Here is a 16,890-nt window from a genome sequence, read left to right on the forward strand (position 1 = left end):
ATACCAATTGCACTAAGTCTCCAATCAATTTGAAGGGTGAAATACCATATTAGCGTCGTTAAAAATTTCTCATTTAGAACAACTAAATAGCAAAATTTTTGCCTAGCTACTAAAGTTATTTCCCCGCTTCAAATAGCTCATTTACCTAGTACAATTGGTATGAGGTTAAGAGAATTACGGCTGGCGTTATTTTTCCAGCTTTTTGCAGCTAACCTTACTGAGCACGACATAGGTATCCTTTTTCGGGTAGTAGAGCACACACTGGGTGTCGCGAAGCTGCAAAATGAAACTCTCATAAGCGAGATTATGGGCGCCTAAAATTGGACTGCCATTGCCATCTAGGCTTTGGCCATGCTCAAGCAGTAGTGTTGGACTACGTTGAAAAGCGGTGCTTGCGAGAGTCGGTGGTACGCCGCCTTTGAGTTTTACTATAGCTTGCTTGAGTTGTGATAACACTTCGGGCGAAGATGTTGAGAGTACAGCCTCATTTACCGAAGTTGCTGCAGGCGTGCTATTGCACGCTTGCAGCAATAAAGCCAAAACGGTGATTTTCGCCGCTTTTAGTAGCGCCATTATTGCGACTCCTTAGGCTTCATCAAAATGGCATTTTCCCGCAGTGGATAAACTGGAAGCGTAACCGCATGCTCCTTATTTTGATACTGTGGCTGAGCGTTAGGCGCAAATTGCGCTACATTTGGGCAACGACCGGTATCTATATGCGTAAGTGCTGCGGCTAAGAGTCCTTCATTTTCACTGCCTAACGGTTCTGAGAAGTCATCTGCGACAATACAACCTGGCACTTGCGCGCTTAGGCCAATTTCGCCACTGCTCGAAGCGCCTGATGGGGTGAAGCCATCTGCGTAAGCGTCAAAGCCCTTCGCGTTTTCTGAACCAAATTGGATGGTATAGTAAACCGTGCCGCAGTTTTGCGCGGGTACAAAGCCATAGGGCTTGCCTCGAGTGGTACCGCCGATCAAAAATACGTCAACATCAATGCCGCGCAGGCCATTAATCACATTTTCACTGGCAGAGGCTGTGCCTCGTGTTGAGAGTATATACACTCTAGGTAAGGTTACCGTGGGTAAAGAGGTGGTTGTAAACTTGTTTTCAGCCCAGTTTATTGCTCTAGACTCAAATTCAGTTCGTTCTTCTTCTGCAGTACGCTTGTCATTCAATGTGCTATAAGTGAAGGTTTTGTTTAGGCTGCTGTTGCCCGCAACCATATAGCCTAATTGCGCTGCCATAATGACGCGACCTCCACCGTTGTAACGCATGTCGAGCACTAAGTCGTCTATTTGTCGTGTTTTAAATAGATCAAATGCTTCAATTAATCCTTCTTGGGCTGTTGGAATAAATTGATTGAACTGCACATACCCAACCTGCTTCTCGCCATAGCTAATGACTTTGGCGTTTTGCACCGGTGAGGTTTCAATATCGACTGAAGTCAGGGTAATGGATTTTTCGTTGCCTGCTTTATCTTCAAATACAAAGGTATGAGGCTCGCTTTGCTTTGGTGATAGGCCCGCATTCAGTGCAGCGCTATTATCGCTTGAAATAAAGTCGATGCCATCTATCGAAAGGATTTTATCTCCACGTACGATCCCTGCATTCGCGGCTGGTGAATTGGGCTCTACTGCGGCGACAGTAAAATTACGTGGTGGTGATGTGGCAATGGCCGCCCAGCGAATGCCATAACCAGTTGCAACGCCCGACTGTGCTTCTTTTTGGAAGCTTTCATAAGATTCGTGGAAGTGAAATTGATCTTTGGCATTACCCGATGCTGTTGTTTGGTTTGTTTTTAATTGCTCAAAGTAATCGATAACGGTATCGAATTGTGTTGGGTCGTTGTCTAGTACTTCATCGTACCAAAGGTAAGTTTCATTGGTAAAAGAGCGGAGCCACATCTTTTCATGCATCGCTGTACCAACCTTATCGGGATAAGGTTGGTTGTTGTTATATTTGTCTATACCCGTTCTTGGGGAGGCGCAATAGTTAATAAACTGACTTGATGCAGGAAATTGATTGAACGTCCAAGTGGGCGGCTCGGTTTGTCCAGTGTTATTACCTGGGTTATCGGTGCCTAACGAATCGCTACCACCGCCACCACAAGCGGCTAATAACAAGCTCATTGCTGTTGATGCGAAAACTAGAGTAATACGTTGCATCGTATTCACGTTCCTGTTTTAGTTGTATGACTAAAAACTAGCACCGCTTGGGTTATCTCGCAATCACTGTTTTTGCCAAGCTGTGAATAATTTCCGCTGTTGTGGGGAGATTTTTAGTCCGTAGGTTCTTTCCATGTAAAAATACGCCTCAGCGATGCGTTTTCTTGCATATTCTGGCGGTTCAATTCGGCGTAATTTAAAGTCTATCTTTACTGGACATGCGCCATAGTTTGCTTCAGTGCTTGGTAACATGCCGAAACGAAAATTAGAGCGATCCCCATTAATTTCACCAATTGCTGGGGCGAGATTGTGAATATCGGCTTCCATCTTCCTAAATTGTTCACTAACCTTACGGCAGTTCTTTCTACCCCCATCTTGCCAGCACTGTAACTGATGTCCAAACTCCCACGCGGGCACGATATGCTCCCACTCAATGCGCTGAGCACGGGCGTTTTCTTTGCCGTTGCGAGTGTAAGGTAACCTCGGGGTATAACCACAACTTGCAGAGTCCGGCACCAGCTTTTTGCCTTGCTTTTTGATATTACAATTACAATAAAGCGTACGGGTATTTTCGGTAACTTGTTGTGATAAATGTTTCTTTGCTTTTGAGAAAGACGTGAATTCTTGAGCGTTAGCTGTTAATACAAATAAGCTAAGCGCTAAGATATAGTAATACCGTGACATAACCTCTCACCAAATGGTGGAATACAGGGAATGTCACTATATCAAAAAAGTCATTAATACCAACAGGGGTATAAGGCAACCCTTTTATTTATTCCGTGCTGGGCGGCGCTTTTGCCAAGGTGTAGATTGCAATAATAACAATATGCCGGTTAGACAAAAGAGTACACTCGTTGCAGCGAAGGAAATGAGCAAGGGGTTATTAAAATCCTCACGTTCGTCGTAATCCATAATGTGTAACATCCAAAAAAAATCAAAGATGCGCCACAACGTGCTACGAACCGTCACAACCTCGCCACTAGTTGCGCTTAGATACAGCGTGGTGGAGAGGATATCGTTATACTCGACTCGCCAAACATCTTCCTTGTAACCTGCTTCTCTAGGAGCGGTGGCAAGTCGTTCAATATGGCTTACATCTGCTGCAATTAATAGGTGTTGGTTGGCCTGTTGTATTATTTGCTGTTGATTTGGAGTGCTAAAAGGTTCCCCTGTTATCCCATTGAAAATGAGATTCTCATCTTGGTTGAGTTTGATGATGGGAGTATCGAGAAAATGGCCTAACTGGATTTGGTGCACTTGCACTGTGTTTTGTACTAACTGATTGAGGTCTGCCCGGTACGCAGCGGTGGGAAAGGGGTTATCTAAGTTTCTATGTGCCAAGTGTTTACCATGGACCTTTTCTAATGGGATCGCGCTCATGACCAGCCCGCCTAATAGCCAAGCAAAGATCTGTAAAAACAGTAAATAGCCAAGATACTTGTGGAGTTTACGAGCGGGTTTTAGCAGTTTTTTAATCATCACAATATGTTATTCTAGGTATTCGTGAGTATGATAACTATAACGCACGGTGCTTAGAATGTGACAAATTGTCGCATTGTCCAATAAGTAATGTCCTTATCACGCCGATAAGTAAGCCATTACTAGATTTAGCTTTACAAGGTAGCTTTTAATACATGTCTGAAATTCAATTTTTAAATGTCGATTTGGAACTGGAGTCAAAGCAAGATATCAGTGCGCTAGTTTCAGATTTAAAGAAAAATGCTATCGTGCTGCATTACGATCAAGATGACTATCGTCAATTGGCTCGTATTGAGGCAAATACCAATGAATTAACTCCTGATAAAGCGATTAACCAACTGTGTGAGTTAATTGAGTCTTGCTCTAAAGCGGCACTAAAGCAATGGCTAGGTTGTACCAAGCGTACATTTGATATTGGTTTTAATTCAGGCAAGTCACCCAAGTGCTTCTCACAAGCGCTACATGCTGATACGTTGCTTAGAATTTCGGCAATAGGGGCTAGCATCGAAATCACTATCTATCCAATCGAGTCTTAGGCTAAGTTAGAATAAAATAGTGTGGACTGAGTTACTCGCTGCTATTTTTGAAACTAGAGGGGAAGAAATGGCTCCCCCCTAGCTCTAGATCAATTGGTGAGACCAGGTCGACAGCTTATTAATGATACGTCCGTAACTACTTGACTGGTTTCTACATTGTTATTTAGGCTCGGATAAGCTGTGAAAATCGCTGTCTTATACTCTGTCCAAGGCTGGATATAAGTACGGCCTTCCCACCGTCCAGGGTGATACTTAGAAAATGTTCTTTTGCCTTCAATAGGGCTGGTTAACCTCGGGCATGACGGAATTTCTCCACCTGGGTTATAGTTGCTTTTATTCAAAGAGCCTTCCGTGTAAGTTGGTACGTGAATTGTTCTCATCCCAGAACCTGTGTCGATAAAAGCTGTAATCCATCTGCCGGGAATAGTTTCTACTCGAGAGTCACGGTTAGATGGCTTTGCTTCAGCGCTTCCGCTTTGTGATCTCAATGATTGTCCAGTGAAAGGATTTCTTGCGTCACCCCAATATAAATACTTACAGGTACGTGTTGATTCAGATTCAACTTTAATACTGCACGCAACAGGTCCTGAACCACCTCCGAATGATAATGTTGTGGCATCTGAATCAGCAAGTTTCACCGTCAATGGTTCTACTTCTGAAGATTCAGTTGCACTCAGTGTAAATGGTATGGTGAGCAAACTAGCAATATAAATAGATCTAATACTCATTAATGTTCCTTATTTGATATATTTGTTTTCTTTTTCAATACAAATGTTATTACTTTGTTTTTTGGTGGTCAATAAAAAGAGTCTTTTGTTGTATTTGTCTTTTTCAGATACTTGCTGAATGCAGGTGTTTAGTAATGGAAGTATAAAAACTCTAAAAGCTAGATTAAATTGTTTTGTATGTTAATGGTGTTAACTAGTTGATAATTTAATTTTGTTGTTTTATCTTGTTTGTTCCACAACACGGATTATTTCTAGGAACGCAAGATGAAACAACATGTAACGATCTCTACACTAATGATGGCTATGCTCGGCGGAATCTCTTTCGCAAGCTCAGCTGCAGACAAGGCTAACCTTAATACCTACAGTTCACTTAAGCAGCTTGATAAATTTAACGCTGCGCCAGTCCAAGTGGCTGATATAAAGAAACAAATTGCGAAAAAGCTAGCGCTATCCCTCAATCGTGTGGGTCCTCAGGTTCAAACTAAACTTAGCCAATATCAAGATGCTATTTCATTAGAGCAGTTACAAGTTTCGGGGGCGGCTCAGCAACTCATGACAGAAGCGAGCCAATACACTCGTTCGTTAAAGGGCTTAACTAACCATAATTCTAATTTATACCAGTTGCGTATTGCTTCTAGCGAAATGCTAACAAAGTGGCAACAAGGTGAAGCGCCTTTAATTGCTTTTGCACCTAAAGGTGATGATAAGCATTGGCAGTATGTAGAGGCCTTTGATGAGCATGGTCAATTACATTTACTTGACGCACATACAATGCCTGAGCGGCCGGTGTTAATTGTTGAACTTGATAGTAGTAAGGTGAAGCAAGAAGGCATGCAGGTAATGAGGCAAGTGTTTGCCAAGCAAGGCTTAGTCATGCCATCAATAGAAGTGCAGAGTAACGACGATGTGGAGCCGATTTCAACCAGTGTATTGAAAAAAATCAGACTAAATGACGATGAAGAGCCTTGGGTATCTGGGGCTGCGGAAGTTTACGGCATTGTGACTGGGGTAAATCCATCTCGAGATGAGCCCATTCTAGATATCGTGGATATGCCTTATTTGGATCATGATGGTACGGACTATACGCCTAATCAAGTTATCATTCACTGGGAACGATATCGTTGGCAGGCAGCAGATCTATTGTTAATGGAGCAAGATGACAATACCAATTACCAAGACTTAGCTACGACGTTTTTAGATATTGTGACGCAAGTAATGCGTGCCATTCCTGACCCCAATGTTCAGGGTTATGCGATTATCCCACAACTGACGAATCAATTGATCAAGGCGATGCCAAGCCACTGGTTTACTAACGATGATGACTACGTTGACGTATTTTACACCTTGTTTGAAGGACAAACTTACAATGGGCATATGGGCGCAAGTGGTAATGCGAAAGTGACGATTGAGCCACTTACAATTAACCCTCGCTAAATATTAGCCAAAGTGATGTTATTGAAAAAAGGCCAGTAACTGGCCTTTTTTATTTCTTTTTATTTATCGTTACCAAATTGCTTCGACAAATTCCGGATGGTCTACAAATGGATTTCTGTTACCCTGAAATTCATAAGCCGCTTGATTGCGTGCTTGCTCTAGAGCATCGACAGGATCTTCGTTATGCCATCTTTTTAGCATGTTGATGACCCAAGTTTCGAAGACCTGGTGCTGGGTGCCATTGAGTACCGCATTGCTGTAACTGGTATTGTTTTGCCAATTTGCAATCACATCTTGATAACGCGTTGCCATATAAAAGTAGACACGAGCAAAATCGCCTTTGAATTTGTCAATTGGCTCAAATACGGTACCGCTGTAGTTAATGCCAGATGCTGAACCTAAGCGACTACCATTACTAGAGGTATAAGAAGCGCTTCCTACTTCGCCAAATGGATAGTTACTGCGCTTTGAATTTACATAGCCATCGGAAGCAAAAATATGATGGATATCCGAATTCATCGGTTCTATTTGACCGCCAAACCAAGATTTGGGGAATGAGTGTTCTCGGTTATAGCAATCGCCTTCGCTTCTGTAACTGCCGCACTGGGATCCTGTAGAAACATAGTTGATACTATCATTTGCCGTTGGCTTTTCAGAGTAGCGATCTAAGATGCTGTTATCTTTTTCAAAATGGCGATCGCGCTCGTTCTGATCGATAAAGCTCCAAATGGCAGAGTAACCCTGTGATTGGTGGTTACGAATAATCTGGTGTAACTCTGTTTTCAGTGCATAACCGCTAAGTCCAGCAGTGGAGGCATAGTAACCATCGCCAGAAGGGGGAGGTGTGGTTGTGCCAAGCGTAAAGGCATGATCTTGACGATTACCGAACTGGCCGCCGGAAGCGAGTGTGGTACCCGCATGTGTTAAGGTGTATTGGCCATTACCATTGGTACAACAAATTCCGTCACCATAGCTGTCTAGAATCGTAAAGGTAAAACTACCGTCGTTAAGGCATAGGTTTTCATTTACCGATTGGTTATTGCTATAGCCACTACCACTAGCAACTGTTGTGTTTGTTGTATTAGTGATTTTCCAGCTAGTTTCGCTACCATAATTATCGGTCATCAAAGCGAGAGTGACACTATTATTTTGACAGCTTTGAGGCGGCTCTGGTGTGGCAGAAGTTGGAGCAAAGCCGTCAACGTAGACAGTTTCATTGCCGTCAAAACCACTGCCATCGTAAAAGCGTAAGCCAACATTAATCGCCGTGGTTGCCGTTGCGGTATAAGTATAGCTAAGTTGTTGCCACTGTCCGACATTGAACTGATCTGAATAGCCATGATAGCCATCCACCACCAGTCGAGCTTTTACGCCGCCTTCTGTATGATAGATCCAAGTGCTAAATTGATAGCTTTTACCCGCTTCAACGTTTACTTGCTGTTGTAAGTCAGTGCTACTTTGCGTTGCTGTGGTTACCTGCACCGCTGCGGCAAGGTTACCGCTTTTTACTGGTGTATTAACCGAAGTAAGTGCGATGCCCGAGTCTATAGTTGTCCACCCAGTAGGTACTTGACCACTCCAACTCTCGAAGCTGCCATTTGTTACCTGTGCGGTAACGTTGACGCTCAGTAAAGCGCAGCATGAACCGAAAATCAGATTTTTATATTTCCCGTGTTTCATTGTTACTCTCAATTATTTTGTTTATTTATATTATTAGTTTGTCTGTATATGACAGTTTGATTTTGCATCAAAACTGTTACGGCAATGTTAAACTTTTTGGCGGTTAAATATCGAACTTCTTTTAATCTGTTTTCTTTGGACTTTTCGATCTTCAATAACTAAAAGGAATATAAAAGCAGATTCTATTCTTTTTGATCTCTCAATTTGCCACGTATGCTTCACGCTAATAAAAGTAGGCTACGCTCTGTGCGAGCCAGTGATGCAATGAGCAAGCAAAACCTTTTGGGTACGGGGATCCATGATGTTGTTAAGTCAACTTAATGCTGCAGCAAGTCCGCTGACACATGAACAACTGCAAAAACTACAAGGCTTAGTTGGAGAGTTAAATCCAATCCAACAGGCATGGGTGAGTGGCTATTTAGCTGCAACCGCAAATTCAGCTGCATTATCAGGTATTGCTGGGCAAGCAGCAGCGGGCGCTGACGAGTCTGCACCTCTGACTATTTTATTTGGTTCACAAACTGGTAACGCAAAAGGGGTTGCAAACCAAATTAAAGCTCAGGCGGAAGCGCGTGGCTTGACAACTAAGTTAGTCAATATGGCTGACTACAAACCTGCCAACCTGAAGAAAGAGAAGTTCTTAGTGATTGCTGTCTCTACTTACGGTGAGGGTGAGCCACCAGAAGATGCAGAAGCATTGCATGAATTTTTAGCAGGTAAAAAGGCGCCTAAGTTGGAAGGTGTAAAGCAAGCAGTGATTGGTCTTGGTGATTCAAGTTATGAATTCTTCTGCCAAACAGCAAAGGATTTTGAAGCGCGCTTGGCTGCGCTTGGCGCTGAAATTGTTGTGCCGCGAGCTGACTTAGATGTGGATTATGAGGCTGAAGCTGAGGCGTGGATCGCACAGGCGCTAGATGCATTGGAGCCTGCGCTTAAAGCTCAGCAGCAAGCAGGTGGTGGTAAGGTTATCAGCATGCCGTTTGGTGCGCCTCAGGCCGCAGCGAGCCAATATACAAAGCAAAATCCATTTGCGGCTGAGCTGAGTGTGGTACAAAAGATCACCGGCAGAAACTCAAGCAAAGATGTGCGTCACATTGAAATTTCCCTTGAAGGTTCCGATATCACTTATCAGCCGGGTGATTCACTTGGCGTGTACTTCTTAAATGACCCACAAGAAGTGGCAGCGGTGATCGATGTCTTAAAACTCGACAAAGCGCAAACCGTAAAAATAGGTGAACTCACCGTTTCGTTAGAAACAGCATTAATTGAACACCTTGAGTTAACACAGTCATATCCCGGTTTCGTTGAGAAGTATGCGATTGCAACTGGGAATGAGGAGCTAAGCGCACTTACAAACGATAAAGCGGCATTGCGTGCGTATATTGAAGAGCGACAAATCTTTGATGTGATTAAGCAAAACCCTGCGAACATTGAGGCGCAAGCGCTAGTTGATTGCTGTCGCAAATTGCAAGCACGCCTGTACTCTATCGCGTCAAGCCAAGCAGAGGTGGAAGAAGAGGTGCATTTAACCGTAGGGCTAGTTGAATTTGATACCTTTGGTGAAAAACACTTTGGTGGCTGCTCTGGTTATTTAGCGAATCGAGCTGAAGAAGGCACGAAAGTGAAAGTATTCAGTGAGCACAACGATAACTTTAGATTACCAGCGGACAATGCCACACCTGTGATTATGGTTGGCCCAGGTACAGGTATCGCACCGTTCAGAGCCTTTTTGCAAGAGCGTGAGGCGCGTGACGCAGAGGGTGAAAACTGGCTGTTCTTTGGTAATCCACACTTTACGGAAGATTTCCTTTATCAAGTAGAAATTCAAAAGTATGTAAAGTCGGGTTTATTAACACATGTAGATTTGGCATTTAGCCGTGATCAGGCAGAAAAGATTTACGTGCAAGATAGACTGCGCGAGAAGGGCGAAGCTGTATTTGCATGGCTTGAAAAGGGCGCCCATTTTTATGTCTGTGGTGACGCTAGCAGAATGGCCAAAGATGTACACCAAGCACTTATCGACATCATTAAAACCCATGGAGGGAAAGATGATGAACAAGCTGAGCAATATCTTAAAGCATTGCGTAGCGCAAACCGTTATCAGAAAGACGTTTACTAACGCGTCTTGTTATACCGTCAGCCAATTTTAATGTAGGAAAGACAATGAGCAACTCTGAAATCAAACCGAATAGTAAGCTCGATGCAAACGCAAAGTTTTCTGATAATGAGCGTTTGAAGTCACAAAGTGCCCACTTACGTGGCACAATTTCAACGGATCTGACCGATCAGCTAACCGGTGGCTTTACTGCGGATAACTTCCAATTGATCCGTTTCCACGGTATGTATCAGCAAGACGACCGCGATATCCGCCCTGAGCGTACTAAGCAACGCCTTGAGCCATTGCATAACGTGATGCTTCGCGCTCGTATGCCTGGCGGTATCATTAAACCACATCAGTGGTTGGCGATTGACGAGTTTGCAGCGGATAAAACTATGTATGGGAGCATTCGTCTAACAACGCGTCAAACTTTCCAGTTCCACGGTGTATTGAAGCCAAACATCAAAGGGATGCACCAGCTGCTGAATAGCGTAGGTATTGATTCTATTGCGACGGCAGGTGATGTAAACCGCAACGTGTTATGTACAACTAACCCGGTCGAGTCTGAGTTACACCAAGAAGCGTACGAGTGGGCGGCTAAAATTTCAGAACACTTGCTACCAAAAACCAAAGCTTACGCTGAGATCTGGTTGAATGGTGAAAAAACGGAAACAACGGCCGAGCCGATTTTGGGTGATACGTATTTACCACGTAAGTTCAAAACCACGGTAACCATACCACCAAATAACGAGGTAGACGTGCATGCCAATGACCTCAACTTTGTTGCTATTGCAGATGAGGGCAAGCTAGTTGGCTTTAATGTGCTTGTGGGTGGTGGTTTGGCGATGACCCATGGTGACGTTAATACCTATCCACGCAAAGCTGATGACCTTGGCTTTATTCCGCTTGAGCACACGCTTGCCGTTGCTGAGCATGTGGTCTCTGTGCAACGTGACTGGGGTAACCGAGTAAACCGTAAAAATGCAAAAACTAAATATACGCTAGATACATTTGGCACTGAGGCGTTTAAAGCGGAAGTTGAAAACCGTGCCGGTATGAAATTTGAGCCAAGCCGTCCTTATGAATTCACCCACCGTGGTGACCGTTTTGGTTGGGTTGAAGGTATTGATGGTAAGCATCACTTAACGGTGTTTATCGAAAATGGCCGTATTTTAGATTTCCCAGATAAACCGCTAAAAACAGGTTGTCGCAAAATTGCAGAAATCCACAAAGGGGATTTCCGCATGACTGCAAATCAAAATTTAATTATTGCGGGAGTTGCGGCTGAAGATAAAGCGCAAATCGAACAAATTGCCCGCGAGCATGGTTTGATAGATAACCAGCATTCAGAGCAGCGCAAGAACTCAATGGCATGTGTATCGTTACCGACGTGTCCACTTGCGATGGCTGAGGCAGAGCGTTACTTACCTGAGCTTGTGACAAAGGTAGAAGAGTTGCTCGCCAAGCATGAGGTTGCTGAAGAGAATATTATCCTTCGTGTAGTTGGTTGCCCTAACGGCTGTGGTCGAGCGATGCTAGCTGAGGTTGGATTCGTGGGTAAAGGTCCTGGTAAATACAATATGTATTTAGGTGGTAACCGTGCCGGTACTCGCATTCCTAAGCTGTATTTGGAGAATGTTGGTGAAGACGTCTTCCTGCCAGCGCTAGATGAGTTGATTGGTCAGTGGGTCAGTGAGCGCAACGAAGACGAATGTTTTGGTGACTATGTCATCCGCAAAGAAATCGTTGCGGAAGTCAAAGTGTCAAAAACTGATTTCCACGCTTGATTTAGAACGGGCAGCTCTGCTGCCCATTGGATGAGAAAATGAGTGATTTTAAGCAAATATTGACTCTGGACAGTGCAACTCAGCAGATGCTACTCGCGGATGCTAATGCCCTGCTGAGTGATAAAACTGCCGAGCAGAGAGTGGCTTGGGCACTGGAAAACTTACCGGATACTCACTTTTTGTCTTCTAGTTTCGGTATTCAAGCTGCGGTTATGTTACATCTTTTGACCCAGCAGCAGCCTGATATTCCCGTGGTACTTACCGATACAGGTTATTTGTTTCCTGAGACGTATCAATTTATTGAATCACTGTCAGAGCGTTTGGCACTCAACCTTAAGGTATATCGAGCTAAACAGAGCCCGGCTTGGCAAGAAGCGGTGTATGGTAAGTTATGGGAGCAAGGCGAAGAGGGTATTAAAAAATACAATACACTGAATAAAGTTGAGCCAATGACTCAAGCGTTGCGTGAACTTAGCGCTGGCACTTGGTTCAGTGGCTTACGTCGTCAACAATCCTCAACACGTGCGGATAAGCCAATCGTTGAGCTCAGCCGCGGCACGGTCAAGTTTTACCCTATTATTGACTGGCATAATCGTGATGTGTATCAATATCTTACAAAATTTGATTTACCTTATCACCCGCTCTGGGAACAAGGTTATGTTTCTATGGGGGATGTTCACACCACCCGTAAGCTTGAGCCCGGCATGACAGAGGAAGAAACACGCTTCTTCGGTTTGAATCGTGAGTGTGGGCTGCATATTGATGGTGATGGTATTTAGACCCCCAATGTCCATTTAGCAGATTTGAGTGTGGCTGGTTTTTTGACTTGGAAATTCCCTGCGATCGGTCATACTTAGTCTATTATTTGTTCAAGGTCTTGGAGGTGGCTTTGATCTACTTACCCAAGACAAGACTGTTACTTAGTTGTGCTCTGTTTTTTTTCGGGCAGGCTAAAGCAGCAGAAGAGAGCAAAACGTTTATCAATTTTGCAGTTCAGTATTATCCTCCTTTTATTATTGAGCATGCTCAAGAGCAGGGAGTGCTGATCGATATTTTTGAGCTATTTTCGGCTCAATATCACTACCAACCACATTATCTAGTTTATCCAGAAAAGCGTTCTTCCATAGCAATTGAACGAGGGAATGTCGATGTGCGTATGGAGTCTGAGCATTGGTATCGTGGCACAATGCAAATGTGTTGGAGTGAGCCAATTTATACGGTTGAAGATGTATTTGTTACACACAAGGAGAGTGGGAAATTTGATATAAATGGCTTAAATGAACGTTTATTTTTAGGTCGATTTGGCTATACCTACCCTCAGTTAGAGCTGTCTTTTGATAATAACTTGCTGCAGCGCAAAGACTATTACTCAGAATTTGATATCTTGTCCGTGCTTGCAGGAGGAAGTGACAAAGGTCTCGCTTTCTCTATTGTTGGCGAACCAACACTGCGTTGGTTACAGCTGAAATATCCAGTATTCAAAAGTACGATCAGCGTGCATGGGGTTTCTGATGTGGCGCCGTTGCAATTGCAGTTTGGTCGCACTCAAAGAGCGAAAAAATTGTGTGATGACTTTAATCACTTTTATACCGACTTCAAAAAAACTGAGCAATTTAAGCAGATCCTGTTAAAGTATGGGCTCTAAGGAAAGTCAGAGTATGAAGATGAAAGCCGCAAGTTACTTGATGATTATGATAATGCTGGTGGCGTTAGCCAGTTTATTTGTATTGAAGCGCCCTGATGGAAAACCATGGTTAAGTGTAAATTCGTTGACCAACAAGGTTGAGCAGCAGGTAACAGAATTAACCTATCAAGGTGTGACAGCGCTTGAGAAAGTGAAGACACACACTAAGGAACTAGTGAGTGACGACACTCAACAGCCCACACCTTTGCTACAAGTGTATCGTTGGCAGGATGCCAAAGGACAATGGCATTACTCAGATAAACCCAGCCCAAACGGCGAGTCGCAGCATTACCAATTAGACGAACGTAAAATTACCGTGGTAGCAGCCGAAGACACTAGCATTTTGAATAAACAACCAGAGCAAGTCGCAAGTAAAGAAACCGCTTCGGCATTACCAACGGCATTAAATCCAAAAGCGGTAAAGCAGGTGATGGAAGATGCGAAAAACGTCCAACAGCTAATGAATGATAGAAAGAAACAGCTTGAAAAGGCGCTGGAGGAAAACCAGCGCTAAAGTCGTTGTTCAATATATTCTGCAATGGCGAGACTCGCAGTCAATCCTGGTGACTCAATTGCCATTAAGTTAACAAAGCCTGATATTCCATGTGCTGCCTCGAACTGAATTACAAAGTCACTTTGCTTTTCTTTGCTTAACTTGGGTCTTATTCCAGTGTAATCCGCTGTTAGTCTGCTCTCATCCAGAGTTGGCCAGTATCGTTTTATTGCGGCGACAAAGCGCGCTTTTTCGGAATCATCAAATTGGTAATCAATGTTTTCAATATAGTCGGTATCAGGACCAAACTTAAGTTGCCCAGCTAAATCTAATGTCGCGTGTACGCCCAATCCATGCGTGTTAGGTAGAGGATAGATGAGCTGTTGAAAAGGGTGCTTGCCCTGATAGCGATAGTAACGGCCACGACAATAATAGGCGAAGGCTTTGTCGCTATCACCGGTAACTTTATTGAATACATCTGGCGCGTTCAGTCCGGCGCTGTTTATCAGCTGGCTGCAGCCCATTTCGAACAGCTCGCCATTGCAGCGCATCGCAACAATAAAATCACTGTCTAATTGCTGTGCGTGAATAAACTCACTTTGCGTTGCGACAATCCCCCCATTACTTTCAATCTCAGCGATGAGTGACAACATAAATTGGTGACTATCTAAAATACCGGTGGAGGGGGAGAATAGTGCGCTATGTATTTTCAAATAGCTAAGCTGTTGCTTGATTAGTTTGGATGAAGCAAAGTCAATGTCTGTGACAGAGTTAGTATGGGCACGAGTCTTAATTTTTTCTAGGCTTTGCGCTTCCTCGTCGTTTGTCGCGACAATGAATTTTCCGAGTCGCTGATAGGGAATGTTTAGCTGCTCACAGTGTGTATAAAGAAGCGCTTTCCCTCTAACGCATAGCTGGTGTTTTAAACTACCATGGGGGTAGTAAATGCCTGCGTGGATCACTTCACTATTTCGGCTACTCGTATGCTCACCAACGCGAGATTCTTTATCTATAACAATAACGCTGCGGCTATGGCTGAGCTTTGCCGCTATTGCTAAACCTACAACGCCAGCGCCAATAATTAGGGTGTCGACCTTTTCCACAAACTGATTACCTTTATAAACGTAGACGCTCAGGGTGCAGTAAAACCGTCCCAATATCAAGCTGGTATGCGCTAATCGCGGCGCTCTCGACGCATCAGCAAAATGGTCAGATATATTTTAGTCGGTAAAGAGCAAATGAGACCGAGCGCGACACAGCTCGCACCAATAATAAAACCACTCGGACCAAGATCGTTCAACCAGTCGCTCGTTAACATGGTGTGGCCCGTGAAAATTAAAATTAATCCCACTACGATGAGCGTATGAAGAGGCCAAAGCTTTTGAGTTGACACATTACCACCTCACTATTCTTTGTGTTGCAATAATAGTGAGGTGGGTTTGATTTTTTGTAATTGTGATAGATCAAGTTTTAGCGTGATACAACCGCGGCGGTCATTCTGGAAATGCAGCATAGTTCGTTGCGACTGTTAGTAATACGGATTTCCCACACAGATGAACGTTTTCCTAGGTGTACAGGCTTAGCTACGGCTGTGAGTATTCCTGTTCTTGATGCCTTTAAGTGATTCGCATTTATTTCTTGCCCTACGCAGTAGAATTGTTTGGTATCTACAACAAAATTTGCTGCGTAGCTTGCAACAGTCTCCGCCAAAGCGACGTTTGCGCCGCCATGAACCATACCCATTGGGTTATGATGCTCAGGAATGGCTGGCATAGTGGCAACTAGATAGTCGTCACCCACTTCACTGATTTCTATTCCTAGCGTCTTCATGAGCGTGCCTTTTCCCGTCGCTCCCTCTTCTAACGATTTACATAGCTCAAGACTAATTGGGTTAAACCATATGGACATGTTTGTCCTCCTTTTATATACATATGCTTACACTTTTTTACTATGGCGATTTTTTCTCATCGTTACAATCTTTGCATTATCGAAAAGGGGAAAACATGAAAGTACTTCCAATACTTAGCTTGCTACTTTATTCAGGTGTGAGTGCAGCCAATTCACATGAAGTAAGTATCGGTTTTGGTGAATTTTTAGAAATTGAGGACGGATTCTTAGGAGTTCAGTATAAACATTATCTGACAACTCTGGAAAATAATAGCACACCGTACAGCTTACAGGGATATATACAAAAAAGTGATAACTTCTCTTTTGGCGGGTTCTCAAATGATGATTGGCAACTGTACCAAGCTGATGCTGAGCTGTTTATCGGGCGGCATTGGCGGGTTGAGGTAGATATAACCCAATTTAGAGATGATGAAGCATTTTTCACTTCTACTAAAGACACTATTGCGCTGTTACAAGTTGGTCGTTTTGTGAGCCGTAATATGCAGTTAGGTTTAACATTGATCGGTCAGCGCTCAGAGTTTGATAGCTTTGGTGTAGATGAACGTAGCACTGAAACAGCACTAGCTCCCTTTTTTAGGTATACCGAGATTGAGGATGGGGTTGGATGGGATGTGAAAATGCAAAAAGTTGCGGCTGATACGGACTTTTGGCAAGTGCAAGCTGGTTATCACTTTGCCAAAGACTGGCAGGTTGCGGTGTCAGCGAGGCTGCAAGAAGAAGAGTTTAATGAGTCTATTGTTGAGCTGCAAACAGAGTACTGGTTTAACGCTCATACAGCGTTGCGATTTGGCTTGGGATCGGATCTAAACGATGCCGATCTCAACACTGTTACACTTATTTTTACTGGACGGCTTTGATACTTAAGGTTGTACTGCTTCACCGTAACAAGATTGAAAAC

18 protein-coding genes are annotated in these 16,890 nt (G+C 43.7%); 9 read left to right on the forward strand and 9 right to left on the reverse strand.

Annotated elements, in window-relative coordinates; all coding sequences use genetic code 11:
- Positions 1–186: 186 nt before the first annotated feature.
- The 4 genes from CWC29_RS23275 to CWC29_RS23290 all read right to left on the reverse strand — a co-directional run bounded on the left by CWC29_RS23275 (position 187) and on the right by CWC29_RS23290 (position 3,644).
- Positions 187–573 (reverse strand): hypothetical protein, encoded by a 387-nt coding sequence (locus CWC29_RS23275; protein WP_128725847.1) that lies wholly within the window; start codon positions 571–573, stop codon positions 187–189.
- Positions 573–2,165, reverse strand: a complete 1,593-nt coding sequence (locus tag CWC29_RS23280; protein ID WP_128725846.1) for a S41 family peptidase — start codon at positions 2,163–2,165, stop codon at positions 573–575. Before CWC29_RS23280 ends, CWC29_RS23275 begins: the two co-directional genes overlap by 1 nt.
- Before the next feature lie 63 nt (positions 2,166–2,228).
- A complete protein-coding gene (locus tag CWC29_RS23285) occupies positions 2,229–2,849 on the reverse strand; it encodes an endonuclease (RefSeq protein WP_138523004.1) in 621 nt (206 codons plus the stop codon).
- 84 nt (positions 2,850–2,933) lie between these two features.
- The gene (locus CWC29_RS23290; protein WP_138523024.1) at positions 2,934–3,644 is read right to left on the reverse strand and encodes a hypothetical protein; all 711 of its coding nucleotides are present in this window, start codon (positions 3,642–3,644) and stop codon (positions 2,934–2,936) included.
- Positions 3,645–3,799: 155 nt separating this feature from the next.
- Here CWC29_RS23290 and CWC29_RS23295 point away from each other — a divergent pair, with 155 nt between their 5' ends.
- A complete protein-coding gene (locus CWC29_RS23295; protein ID WP_128725844.1) occupies positions 3,800–4,180 on the forward strand; it encodes a hypothetical protein in 381 nt (126 codons plus the stop codon).
- A gap of 89 nt (positions 4,181–4,269) precedes the next feature.
- Here the strand turns inward: CWC29_RS23295 and CWC29_RS23300 are convergent, their stop codons facing one another.
- Positions 4,270–4,908, reverse strand: a complete 639-nt coding sequence (locus CWC29_RS23300) for a hypothetical protein (RefSeq protein ID WP_138523006.1) — start codon at positions 4,906–4,908, stop codon at positions 4,270–4,272.
- Positions 4,909–5,172: 264 nt separating this feature from the next.
- On the opposite strand from CWC29_RS23300, the gene CWC29_RS23305 reads away from it, so the two are divergent.
- Positions 5,173–6,342: a DUF3103 family protein gene (locus CWC29_RS23305; RefSeq protein WP_128725842.1), complete on the forward strand. Its 1,170-nt coding sequence runs from the start codon at positions 5,173–5,175 to the stop codon at positions 6,340–6,342.
- A 69-nt stretch (positions 6,343–6,411) separates the two neighbouring features.
- Here CWC29_RS23305 and CWC29_RS23310 read toward each other — a convergent pair whose 3' ends face one another.
- Entirely contained in the window at positions 6,412–8,022 is a 1,611-nt protein-coding gene (locus tag CWC29_RS23310) for an endonuclease (protein WP_138523008.1), read from the reverse strand.
- On the opposite strand from CWC29_RS23310, the gene CWC29_RS24215 reads away from it, so the two are divergent.
- From CWC29_RS24215 to CWC29_RS23335, 6 genes are all read left to right on the forward strand, one after another.
- The gene (locus tag CWC29_RS24215; protein ID WP_368439803.1) at positions 7,983–8,129 is read left to right on the forward strand and encodes a hypothetical protein; all 147 of its coding nucleotides are present in this window, start codon (positions 7,983–7,985) and stop codon (positions 8,127–8,129) included. The genes CWC29_RS23310 and CWC29_RS24215 overlap by 40 nt on opposite strands.
- A 194-nt stretch (positions 8,130–8,323) precedes the next feature.
- Positions 8,324–10,141: an assimilatory sulfite reductase (NADPH) flavoprotein subunit gene (locus CWC29_RS23315; RefSeq protein ID WP_138523026.1), complete on the forward strand. Its 1,818-nt coding sequence runs from the start codon at positions 8,324–8,326 to the stop codon at positions 10,139–10,141.
- Between the two features lie 44 nt (positions 10,142–10,185).
- Positions 10,186–11,907 carry an assimilatory sulfite reductase (NADPH) hemoprotein subunit gene (cysI, locus tag CWC29_RS23320; RefSeq protein WP_128725840.1) on the forward strand — a complete coding sequence of 574 codons (1,722 nt, stop codon included), beginning with the start codon at positions 10,186–10,188 and terminating at the stop codon, positions 11,905–11,907.
- A 38-nt stretch (positions 11,908–11,945) separates the two neighbouring features.
- Positions 11,946–12,686, forward strand: a complete 741-nt coding sequence (locus CWC29_RS23325; protein ID WP_138523010.1) for a phosphoadenylyl-sulfate reductase — start codon at positions 11,946–11,948, stop codon at positions 12,684–12,686.
- A 104-nt stretch (positions 12,687–12,790) separates the two neighbouring features.
- The gene (locus tag CWC29_RS23330) at positions 12,791–13,552 is read left to right on the forward strand and encodes an amino acid ABC transporter substrate-binding protein (protein ID WP_128725838.1); all 762 of its coding nucleotides are present in this window, start codon (positions 12,791–12,793) and stop codon (positions 13,550–13,552) included.
- Positions 13,553–13,565: 13 nt separating this feature from the next.
- Positions 13,566–14,105, forward strand: a complete 540-nt coding sequence (locus tag CWC29_RS23335; protein ID WP_138523012.1) for a DUF4124 domain-containing protein — start codon at positions 13,566–13,568, stop codon at positions 14,103–14,105.
- On the opposite strand, the gene CWC29_RS23340 is transcribed toward CWC29_RS23335, so the two are convergent.
- From CWC29_RS23340 to CWC29_RS23350, 3 genes are all read right to left on the reverse strand, one after another.
- Positions 14,102–15,187 carry an NAD(P)/FAD-dependent oxidoreductase gene (locus tag CWC29_RS23340; RefSeq protein ID WP_128725836.1) on the reverse strand — a complete coding sequence of 362 codons (1,086 nt, stop codon included), beginning with the start codon at positions 15,185–15,187 and terminating at the stop codon, positions 14,102–14,104. The two genes, CWC29_RS23335 and CWC29_RS23340, sit on opposite strands and share 4 nt — an antisense overlap.
- 71 nt (positions 15,188–15,258) lie before the next feature.
- Positions 15,259–15,477, reverse strand: coding sequence for a hypothetical protein (locus CWC29_RS23345; protein ID WP_128725835.1), 219 nt, complete (start codon positions 15,475–15,477; stop codon positions 15,259–15,261).
- Positions 15,478–15,554: 77 nt separating this feature from the next.
- Positions 15,555–15,992, reverse strand: a complete 438-nt coding sequence (locus CWC29_RS23350) for a PaaI family thioesterase (RefSeq protein ID WP_138523014.1) — start codon at positions 15,990–15,992, stop codon at positions 15,555–15,557.
- A 95-nt stretch (positions 15,993–16,087) separates the two neighbouring features.
- On the opposite strand from CWC29_RS23350, the gene CWC29_RS23355 reads away from it, so the two are divergent.
- Complete coding sequence (locus CWC29_RS23355; protein WP_128725833.1) at positions 16,088–16,849, forward strand: hypothetical protein; 762 nt, start codon at positions 16,088–16,090, stop codon at positions 16,847–16,849.
- Positions 16,850–16,890: the final 41 nt, after the last annotated feature.

The sequence above is a fragment of the Pseudoalteromonas galatheae genome (assembly GCF_005886105.2).
GTDB classification, from domain to species: domain Bacteria; phylum Pseudomonadota; class Gammaproteobacteria; order Enterobacterales; family Alteromonadaceae; genus Pseudoalteromonas; species Pseudoalteromonas galatheae.